The sequence below is a fragment of the Butyrivibrio sp. genome (assembly GCF_017940685.1).
Lineage (GTDB): Bacteria > Bacillota > Clostridia > Lachnospirales > Lachnospiraceae > Butyrivibrio.
The window spans coordinates 1-10931 of sequence record NZ_JAGAYD010000227.1 but is presented as its reverse complement, the minus strand read 5'-3'; the positions used below and the strand labels follow the sequence as shown (position 1 = coordinate 10931).

Here is a 10931-nt window from a genome sequence, read left to right as displayed (position 1 = left end):
TGGATGATGAGGGCAAGTTCCTTGGAAAAGCGGATATGTTCACGAAGCGTACCATCAAACACGCAGAGGTGGTGACAAGCGTTGATACCGCAAGCGAGGCTCTGGCGGTCTCCCTGGATGAAAAAGCCAAAGTAGACCTTGACTATATGGCAGAGCTTACGGGAAAGGAAAAAGAAGCCATAACCGAGGAGCTGGCAGGAGTTATATTCCGGAATCCTTTGACAGACCAGTGGGAGACAGCAGATGAATATCTGTCTGGTAATGTCCGTGAGAAGCTGTCCATAGCAAAGAACTATGCTGAGAATCACCCAGAGTATCAGGTGAATGTAGCACATCTTGAACAGGTAATGCCGAAAGACCTTGAAGCATCGGATATCGAAGTACGCCTTGGAGCAACATGGGTTGACCCGAAGTATATCGAGGACTTCATGCGTGAGACCTTTCAGACACCGGGATATCTTTTTGACCGGAATGTCATGGGTATACAGTATTCGGATGTGACCGGGCTTTGGAATGTGAAGGGCAAGAATGCAGACTATGGCAATACCCTTGCCAACATGACCTTTGGTACAAGTAGGGCGAATGCCTATAAGATACTGGAGGATAGCCTGAACCTTAAGGATGTGCGGATCTATGATACCATCGTGGAGGATGGCAAGGAAAAGAGGGTACTGAATAAGAAGGAGACCACCCTTGCCGCACAGAAGCAGGAGGCAATCCGTGAAGCTTTTAAGGATTGGATTTTTAAGGATCCGGAGCGGAGAGCTGATCTTGTAAAGGTCTATAATGAGCGTTTCAATTCCACAAGACCAAGGGAATATGACGGTTCGCATTTGCAGTTCCCGGGTATGACACCGGATATAGAGCTGAAACCGCATCAGAAAAATGCAGTAGCACATGTGTTATATGGAGATAATACGCTTCTTGCTCATTGCGTAGGTGCGGGCAAGACCTTTGAAATGACTGCGGCAGCTATGGAGCTTAAAAGGCTTGGGCTTGCTCAGAAGTCGTTGTTTGTAGTACCAAACCACCTGACAGAGCAGTGGGCATCAGATTTCTTAAGACTTTATCCCGGAGCTAATATACTTGCGGCAACGAAGAAGGACTTTGAACCTGCAAACCGTAAGAAGTTCTGTTCCCGTATAGCGACAGGCGATTATGATGCTGTGATCATCGGTCATACTCAGTTTGAAAAGATCCCGCTGTCACAGGAAAGACAGCTGGCGATACTGGAGAGACAGATTGATGAGATTACTGAGGCTATAGCACAGGCAAAGGCTGACAGGGGCGAGCGATATACCATCAAACAGATGGAGAAATCCAAGAAGCAGCTTATGACAAAACTTGATAAACTCAATGACCAGAGCCGTAAGGATAATGTCGTAACCTTTGAGCAGCTTGGAGTTGACAGGCTTTTTGTGGACGAATCGCATTCGTACAAGAATTTGTTCCTGTATACCAAAATGAGGAATGTGGCAGGTATCGCACAGACAGAGGCGCAGAAGTCGCAGGATATGTTCAACAAATGCCAGTACCTTGATGAACTGACAGGTGGTAAGGGCGTGACCTTTGCGACCGGAACCCCTATCAGCAATAGTATGACGGAGCTTTATACCAATATGAGATACCTTCAGTATGGTACGCTTCAGAAGCTGGGGCTTGGACAGTTCGATGCATGGGCGGCTAACTTCGGTGATACACAGACTGCGATAGAGCTTGCACCGGAAGGAACCGGATACAGGGCAAAGACAAGGTTTGCGAAGTTCTTTAACCTGCCGGAGCTGATCGCACTCTTTAAGGAGAGCGCTGATATACAGACACCGGATATGTTAAAGCTCCCTGTGCCGGAGGCAGAGTATGAGAATGTGACATTAAAGCCGTCAGAAGCACAAAAAGAAATGGTGGCATCCCTTGCAGACAGGGCAGAGCGGGTGCGTAACCGTATGGTGGATTCTTCCGTTGACAATATGCTTAAAATTACTAACGACGGCAGGAAGCTCGCTTTAGATCAGCGTCTTATGAACGATATGCTGCCGGATGATCCTAACAGTAAGTCCAGCGTATGCGTGGAAAAAGCATTTGAGATATGGGAAAAGACAGCAGATAAGCGGTCAGCACAGCTCATTTTCTGCGACCTTTCGACACCAAAAGGAGACGGAACCTTCAATGTATATGAGGATATCAGGGACAAGCTGATAGCTAAAGGAGTACCACCTGAAGAGATAGCATTTATACATGATGCGAATACCGAAACGAGGAAAGCGGAGCTGTTTGGCAAAGTAAGAAGCGGACAGGTACGTTTTTTATTGGGATCAACGCAGAAGATGGGAGCCGGCACGAATGTGCAGGACAGGCTGATAGCACTTCATCACTTGGATGTGCCATGGAGACCGTCTGACATTGAACAGCAGGAAGGCCGTATTTTAAGGCAGGGTAATACCAATCCGAAGGTAAAGATCTTCCGTTACGTTACCGAGGGTACGTTTGATGCGTACTCCTGGCAGCTGATCGAGAATAAGCAGAAGTTCATCGGGCAGATCATGACAAGCAAATCTCCGGTCAGAAGCTGTGAGGATATCGACGAGGCAGCTCTTACTTATGCAGAGGTCAAGGCGTTGGCAACAGGCAATCCGTACATAAAGGAAAAGATGGACCTGGATATTCAGGTATCGAAGCTGAAACTCATGAAAGCGAACCATACCAGTCAGAAATACCGACTGGAGGACAATATTGCAAAGAATTATCCGCAGCAGATATTGGCATTGAAAGAGCGTATTGCCGGAATGAAAGCTGATATAGCTACCTATAATGCCAACAAGCCTGCGGATAAGGATATCTTTACCATGACGGTAGCCGGAAAGACCTATGATGACAGGAAGGAAGCCGGGACAGCGATTATTGGAATCTGCAAGGAAATGAAGCAGGCTAATGTGGCTGTGCCAATCGGTGAGTACCTTGGCATGAAGATGAATGTAACTTTTGATTCATTTTTCAGAAAGTTTACGCTGAACATGAAGGGGAAACTTAGCCATGAAGTGGAGATTGGCTCCGATCCGTCCGGAAATATAACCCGTATCGGTAATGCCATGGAATCCTTGTCAAAACAGCTTGAAGATGCGATTGCAAAACTCGCCAATGTGGAGCAGCAGCTTGAAACTGCAAAGATTGAGGTGGAAAAGCCATTCCCACAGGAGCAGGAGCTTAACGATAAGCTGACAAGGCTTGCGGAACTGAACAGTCTTTTGGATATGGACGAAAAGGGCGAGGATGCAGTTGATCTGGATGAAGATGCGCCGAAGTCTGAGCCGGAGAAAGAAACAACACAGCAGGCAGAGACGGAAGCACTGGCACAGGAGGCTACGACAGAGGCAGAAGACATATCAGAGAATAAGGCTGAAATCAGTGAAAAACTTGAGAGGGCGGTTATTTCAGGGACAGAGGATATGGAGGAATCTGTAACAAAACCGGAGTCGAAAGAGGAAAGACCTTCCCTTATCGCAAGGCTGAATGAGAAAAAGGCAGTTGTGGCTGCCATGGATCAGAAAGCACCTGCGGTAGCAAAGAAAAAAGAAGAGGTTATAGCATAAGATTAAAAGGCTTCGGGGAGTATCTCCGGAGCCTTTTGGAAAGGAGCGGAAATGGCAAAAGATGAAACAAAAGACGAAAGCCTTAATGATGCCGCTGTCATAAGCGCATTCAAGGATAAGACCAAAGAGAAGTTCCATGAGCTTGACGGCATGGATCCTGAAACGATAGAGGCTAATGTTAAAACAATAGTACAGGGCATAGTGAATGATTATGGGATGGATGTAACAATTGAGGATGTCGTTGTATCCGGCAGTCGTTGCAGAGGTATGGAGGAGAAAGGAGCTGACCTTGATGTGGTGCTGTATTACAGTGGCTCGGTGAGAGAGGACGATCTTTTTAATACTCTTCATCAGAGCGATATCATTATGGGTGGCGTTAAGCTCGATATAAACACAATATCACAGGAACAGCATGGGAGTCTTTCCGAGTATCTGACAGGCGTGGAAGCGTACCTTGCAGAAAAGCAGGCTCAGATGATGCAGGAAGCACAGCAGCATAACACGGAGATAACCTATACCGTTGCAGAGTGTGGCGAATTTCACAGCATGGGAGCTTATCATGAGGGGATTGCCACGATAGAAGAGGCAAAGGCTCTGTTTGAAAGCATCCATGAGAACCATAGTAATATGATCCCTGCTGTCGGTATCAACATACATGAAGCGGGGACACCAGAGATAGATGATGTGCAGATGGATGTCCTATATGGAAACAGAATAGACCTTGATGATCTGCGGTATGTTCCTCAGATATGGAATAATCAGGAGGGACTCTCAAAGGTCGGACAGATCATAGATGCATTTCCGGATGTAAAGGTAGTTGGAGAACTGCCTGGATTAACTGTGCAGGATAAAGTGCAACCGGATATGGATGCTGTAAAGCCGGTATATGTGGATGAAGCTGCAAAGCTGGCGGCTGAAATAGACCGCTTTTCCAGTGACTTTGATCCCTATGAGTACAAGGATACGGTCGATAACTGGGAACTGCAGGTGCAGAATATAGCGGATGATATCCGAAATGGCAACTCTGCTGATTATAAGAAGTACCTGGGAACTGTGATAGAAGAGAGCGACAACATCGAGGATGTCCGCAAGGCTGCGGAACTTCTTGTGAAGCTGGCAGAGTATAAGCCACTTGCCAAAGTGGAGGAGCTTGAGGAGGTCAATCTTAACCAGATTGACAATGTACTCAGCAACACGGTTCCCAAATCAGAAGAGAAAAGGGAAGCCCGTCAGGCGGAGCAGGAACGATTGGAGGAACTGCAGCGCATCGAGGAAGAAGAGCGAAAGCGCAGGGCAAGAGGCGAACGCCCATCACTTCGGGCGAGACTTGCGGCCAAGAAAGCAATAGTAGCTGCAAACAGTGCAGTCCCCCAAAGAAGTAAACAGCGAGAGGCGCAGGAAGCAGTAGCTTCACAGAGAGATATATAAGTATAGGGGTGTGGGACTTCGGTTCTGCACCCTATTTTTGTACCAGTAACATCGCAAGAAGTTGGTAGAAAGAAATTGTGAATTTATCTTGCGAAAAGGGGCGATTTAAGATATAATTTATCATGACTGATTATATGTGTTTTTAGGGTATATGGAGGCGCTAATGGCAGTATCCTACAGCAAATTATGGAAAATATTGATAGATCAGAAAATGAGCAAAGCAGATTTGCGAAAGAAAGCGGACATATCTCCGAATACTATGACTAAACTTAATAAGGATGAAGAAGTGGCTATGAGTATTCTGGGGAAGATATGCAAGACACTGAATGTTGATTATGGAGATATCATGGAATACGTGGATGAAAATTAGCTTTCATACCGCCGTATGGATCGGAGGGATATAAGTGTCAGAACATAGAAGTATGTTTAACGAGGCTACTCGTGTACAAATGCCGGCGTTAGTCCATTTGACAAGGCTTGGCTATATTTATTATGGAAAAATAACAGAGGACATGGCAGGAACAAAATATGATCCTGACACTAATATTCTGCGCGAAATTTTCATCAATCAGTTTAGGCAGTTGAATCCAGAGAGAGAGGGAGAGGCCGAGGATGTTTTAAGAAGTATCAGACAGGAACTTGATAATGACGACCTTGGAAAGAGCTTTTATAAAAGGCTTACGAGTACATCTCCGATAAGGCTGATAGATTATGAACATCCTGAGAAAAATGTATATCACTGTACGGCTGAATTTACCTGCCAGAATGGACAGGATAATTTTAGGCCTGATATCACCCTATTCATAAATGGTCTTCCACTGATATTCATAGAGGTAAAAAAACCAAATAACCATGGTGGTATGGTTGCTGAAAGTGAGCGCATGAACAAACAGCGCTTTCCTAATAAGAAGTTCAGAAGATTTATCAACATAACACAGTTGATGATCTTCTCGAATAATATGGAATATGACACGGTAGGTGGAATAACGCCAATACAGGGGGCCTTTTACTGTACTGCGGCCAGAAAAACGGCTCCATTTAACTGTTTCAGAGAAGAAAACCAGGGTAATTCTGCAATTGCACCATATATTGCGAATTACCATTATTTGAATGTAAATACAGATGTTGAGAAGAAAATACTGTCTGATTTTAATTGCCAGGTTATACATACGACTCCGGAGTATCAGACTAATCTCAACATAAACACTCCTACAAATAGAATAATAACCTCTATGTGCAGTCCGGAAAGGATATTGTTCCTATTGAGATATGGAATTGCATATGTAAAGCAGGAAAAAGAAGTAGACGGCAAAATAGAGGTTACAGACCAGAAACATATTATGCGTTACCAGCAGATGTTCGCCGCCTTGGCTATCCGGAAAAAGATAGGAGAAGGTGTGAAGTCGGGGGTAATCTGGCATACGCAGGGTAGCGGGAAAACGGCATTGTCGTATTATCTTACATCTGTTCTTACGGATTATCTTGCTGCGCAAAATAAGGTAGCAAAATTCTATTTCATAGTTGACAGGCTTGATTTGCTTGAGCAGGCAACACAGGAATTTGAGGCAAGAGGCCTTGAAGTAAAAACAGCAAACACCAGAGCAGAGCTGATGGAACAGTTCCGTAATAATCAGGCTCAGGAGGGTAACAGCGGTAATCAGGAAATCACGGTTGTAAATATTCAAAGGTTTGATGATGACAGGGCAAAAGTGAAACTGCCTGATTATGCAACAAATCTGCAAAGGATATTTATCATAGACGAAGCACACAGAGGATATAAACCGGACGGTAGCTTCCTTGGAAATCTTCTGAATGCAGATACTAATTCCATAAAAATAGCGCTAACGGGAACTCCGTTGCTGAAAGAGGAAAGAGAATCGTGGAGAATATTTGGTAACTATCTCCATACGTATTATTATGACAAGTCCATTCAGGATGGATATACATTAAAAATCATCCGTGAGGAAATAGAGACAGAATATAAAGAAAAGCTGTCGGAGATATATGAAAAGCTGGAGACATTGGTACAGAAGAAGGATGTACCGAAGTCACAGATCATTGAGCATGAAAACTATGTAAAAGAACTGGATAAATATATCATAACAGATCTGAAAAAGTTTCGTATTTTGCATGGGGACAATACGCTTGGTGGAATGGTGATCTGTGAAACAAGTGAGCAGGCAAGGCGGCTCTATGCCTATTTTGATGAGGTACAGAGTGCATTGAATCAGAATTCTGCTCATCCGACTGTGTTATCTGCAGGGCTTATATTACATGACAGCGATGATAAAGAAACCAGAAAAGGTATTATCACCGATTTCAAGAAAAATATGACAGTAGATATTCTTATAGTCTATAACATGCTTCTTACAGGATTTGATGCACCAAGGTTAAAACGCCTGTATTTCGGACGTAAGCTTAAAGACCATAACCTGTTGCAGGCTATAACAAGGGTAAACAGACCTTATGGAGATAATAAATACGGATATATCATAGACTTTGCAGATATTAAACAGAATTTCGATGAAACGAATGAAGCTTATATGAAAGAGCTGAACCGCTTCAATGATCCGGAAGAGACGGGTATGACTGATCTTCCGAGCACTTTTGCGCAAGTCATTGAAGACAAGACATCTCTTATCCAGCAGATGAAAGATGTAAGACAGTCTCTGTTTAACTATTCTACTGATAACGTTGAGGAGTTTAGCCTTGAACTTTCGAGTATAGAAGAGAAGGAAGAGCTACTTAAACTCAAGAAAGCCCTCATTTCAGCCAGAGATTGCTATAACATGGTTCGTACCTTTGGTGATGATGAACTCAAGGAAACCTTTGAAAAACTCAAGGTGGAGAAGGTATCCGATATGATCCGGGAGGTTCAGAGAGCGATTGATAACATGAATCAGAAAGAAGCCTTTGAAAATGCCGAGAATCTGACCATGCTTGTTAACGAGGCGATGCAAGGCATAACCTTCAACTTCAGCAAACTCGGCGAAGAGGAAATGCGCATAATTGGTGGAGGTGAAGAACTTCATGAAAAGCTCAGTACGACACTCCGGGAGTTCTCCGAGAATATTGATCACGAGGATCCCGAATATATAACACTTCTTGAAGCTTTTAGGGCACGCTTTAAGGAACACGGGTTTAATGTGCAGAGTGTAAATGAGTTCAATCAGTATTCAAAAGCGCTGGATGAGTTCTTGAAAAAGCTGGAGGAACTAAAGCGAAAGAATAAGAACCTGATGAATAAGTATAATGGGGATGCCAAATTTGCAAGAGTCCATAAACGTATCATGGAGGCAAATAAGGAACGAACTGCTAATGGAGAACAGCCCATTGTGTCCGGATATGATCAGGATGTTGTAGACATTCTGGTATCTATAAAGGCAGATGTTGACCAAAAGGTTTACGACAGGAACGACATACTGAAAAAAGATGATTATTTTGAGAAGACTGTCATGGTTGAGATTTCAAATGGAATGGATAAGTTGAATATAGCAAATACTCGTGCTGATAGACGAATCCTGACCTATTGGATAATGCTTCAGTATATGAACCAGTACAGAGAAGTGTATCCGGCAGCATAATTTAATGGAGGAATCATAAAAGTGAATCAAGCAATAAAAGACAAAACTATAGCATTGATAGATGCTTTGAAGGCAACCTGCCAGACCTATGGCATGGGAAATGATGGGAATGAATATAAAATTATTACGCAGGTTTTCCTTTATAAATATCTTAATGACAAGTTTGGATTTGAACTGAAGAAAATCAGCCCCAAGATAGCGGATGCTCCAAAATGGGAGGAAGCATATTCTTCTATGTCCGAAGATGATAGAGAAGATCTGATGGACAGAATGAATCCCGATGTTCCTTGCCTCAACCCAGAACATTTGATTTCAAACCTTTGGAATCAGCAGTCCAAGGGTGATTTTGATCTGATATTCGACAGTACTATGACAGATATTGCTGATAAGAATATGGGCATTTTTGCAACGCAGACCACCCAGAATACAAAGATACCGTTATTTGAAAAGCTGACTCAGTACGTTACGGATGAGGCTCAGAGAGCCCCGTTTGCCAGGGCATTGGTGGATAAGCTAGTTAATTTCTCCTTTGAGGAGGTGTTTTCAGAACACTATGATTTCTTTGCTTCGATATTTGAGTATCTGATAAAAGATTACAATACTGCCGGTGGTGGTAAGTATGCGGAGTATTATACTCCTCACGCGATAGCTACTATTATGGCAAGGCTCTTAGTATCGGATAATGCAGACCTTCATAATATGGAGTGCTATGATCCTTCTGCGGGTACCGGAACGCTTCTGATGGCGCTTGCGCATCAGATCGGTGAGGATAGGTGTACCATCTTTTCCCAGGATATTTCGCAGAGAAGTAATAAAATGCTGAAGCTAAACCTGATTCTTAATGGTCTGGTTTCTTCCTTGGATCACGCTATTCAAGGTGATACTCTGGTGTCTCCCTATCATAAGAGTGATGATGGGCAGGAATTGAGAAGATTTGACTATGTTGTATCAAATCCGCCTTTTAAAATGGACTTTTCAGATACAAGAGAAAAGATTGCGGCCATGCCCGTAAGATTTTGGGCGGGAGTGCCGAAAGTTCCGGCAAAGAAAAAAGAGAGTATGGCCATATATACCTGCTTCATTCAGCATGTTATCAACTCTCTGAAAGATAGTGGAAAGGGAGCAATCGTCATACCTACAGGATTTGTAACCGCAAAATCAGGAGTGGAAAATAATATTCTTAAGCATATTGTAGATGAACATATCGTTTATGGCTGTGTAAGTATGCCATCAAACGTGTTTGCGAATACCGGTACCAATGTATCTGTACTGTTTTTTGACAACTCAAAGCAGACAGACAAGGTTGTTCTTATTGATGCATCAAAAATGGGTGAGGAATACCAGGATGGCAAGAACAAAAAGAGACGTTTACGTGATGAAGAGATAGATAAGATTGTATCCACATTCCAGAATAAAGAGGCAATAGAAGATTTTTCCGTAGCTGTTACATACGATGAGATTATTGAAAAGAAGTATTCACTCGCCGCAGGTCAGTATTTCGATGTAAAGATTGAATATGTTGAGATTACAGAGGAAGAATTCAATGAGAAGATGGGAGAGTATGCTTCTAATCTCCAGAAATACTTTGATGAAGGGAATGAGCTTCAAAAAGAGATTATGGAGCAGCTTGGAAAAGTGAGATTGGAGAAATAGCATGGAATATAGAAGGCTGAAAGAATTAGCAACAATTTCTATCAGTAATGTTGATAAGAAGACTGCTGAGAATGAGAAAACCGTTAGGCTTTGTAATTTTGTTGATGTGTATAGAAACTGGGCTATTACAGAAAATATGATTCCCAATTTTATGATTGCATCGGCAAAGGAAAATGAGATTGAAAAATATGCACTGCATAAGGGAGATGTTTGCATAACAAAGGATAGCGAGACTAAAGATGATATAGGAATGTCAACATATATTGCAGATGATATTGATGGTCTCGTTTTGGGATATCACTGTGCTTTAATATCGCCGGATAAATGTGTATTAGATGGGAAGTACCTTAATGCTTTTCTGCAGACGGATTTTGTAAGAAAGTTTTATGAACTGAACGCAAGTGGAAGTGGGCAGAGATATACGTTATCACTTGATGCGATAGGGGAAATCCCTATCCCCGTAATATCATTGGAGGAACAGAAAAGAAAAGGAGAGTTGCTATCGCTTATAGATAGGAAAATAGAGAACAACAATAAAATAAATGATAATTTATATCAGTTAGCAATCGTAGCTTGACCATTCATGAGAAACGGTAAAATATAATCCCTTAATGATTTAAGACTAAGGTTTTCTTTTTCCGTTTCAAGCAGTTTGCTCATTATTGGAGAGATTGTCTTA

At 42.7% G+C, this 10931-nt stretch carries 6 protein-coding genes; all 6 read left to right on the top strand.

Going from position 1 to position 10931, the window contains the following annotated elements:
* Positions 1-3587: DEAD/DEAH box helicase family protein (locus tag J6I68_RS13615; protein WP_292221125.1), on the top strand; the 3587-nt coding region annotated here is incomplete at its 5' end.
* Between the two features lie 51 nt (positions 3588-3638).
* Complete coding sequence (locus tag J6I68_RS13610) at positions 3639-5015, top strand: nucleotidyltransferase (RefSeq protein WP_292221124.1); 1377 nt, start codon at positions 3639-3641, stop codon at positions 5013-5015.
* 163 nt (positions 5016-5178) lie between these two features.
* Positions 5179-5385 (top strand): helix-turn-helix domain-containing protein, encoded by a 207-nt coding sequence (locus tag J6I68_RS13605; RefSeq protein WP_292221123.1) that lies wholly within the window; start codon positions 5179-5181, stop codon positions 5383-5385.
* Between the two features lie 34 nt (positions 5386-5419).
* Complete coding sequence (locus J6I68_RS13600) at positions 5420-8599, top strand: type I restriction endonuclease subunit R (RefSeq protein ID WP_292221122.1); 3180 nt, start codon at positions 5420-5422, stop codon at positions 8597-8599.
* A gap of 21 nt (positions 8600-8620) precedes the next feature.
* Positions 8621-10252, top strand: coding sequence for an HsdM family class I SAM-dependent methyltransferase (locus tag J6I68_RS13595; RefSeq protein WP_292221121.1), 1632 nt, complete (start codon positions 8621-8623; stop codon positions 10250-10252).
* 1 nt (position 10253) lies between these two features.
* Positions 10254-10829 (top strand): restriction endonuclease subunit S, encoded by a 576-nt coding sequence (locus J6I68_RS13590; protein WP_292221120.1) that lies wholly within the window; start codon positions 10254-10256, stop codon positions 10827-10829.
* The last annotated feature ends 102 nt before the right edge of the window (positions 10830-10931 follow it).

Excerpts from the sequence above, each read along its gene's own strand:
- J6I68_RS13605 (WP_292221123.1), top strand. The coding sequence starts at position 5,179 with ATGGCAGTATCCTACAGCAAATTATGGAAAATATTGATAGATCAGAAA.
- J6I68_RS13610 (WP_292221124.1), top strand. The coding sequence starts at position 3,639 with ATGGCAAAAGATGAAACAAAAGACGAAAGCCTTAATGATGCCGCTGTC.
- J6I68_RS13590 (WP_292221120.1), top strand. The coding sequence starts at position 10,254 with ATGGAATATAGAAGGCTGAAAGAATTAGCAACAATTTCTATCAGTAAT.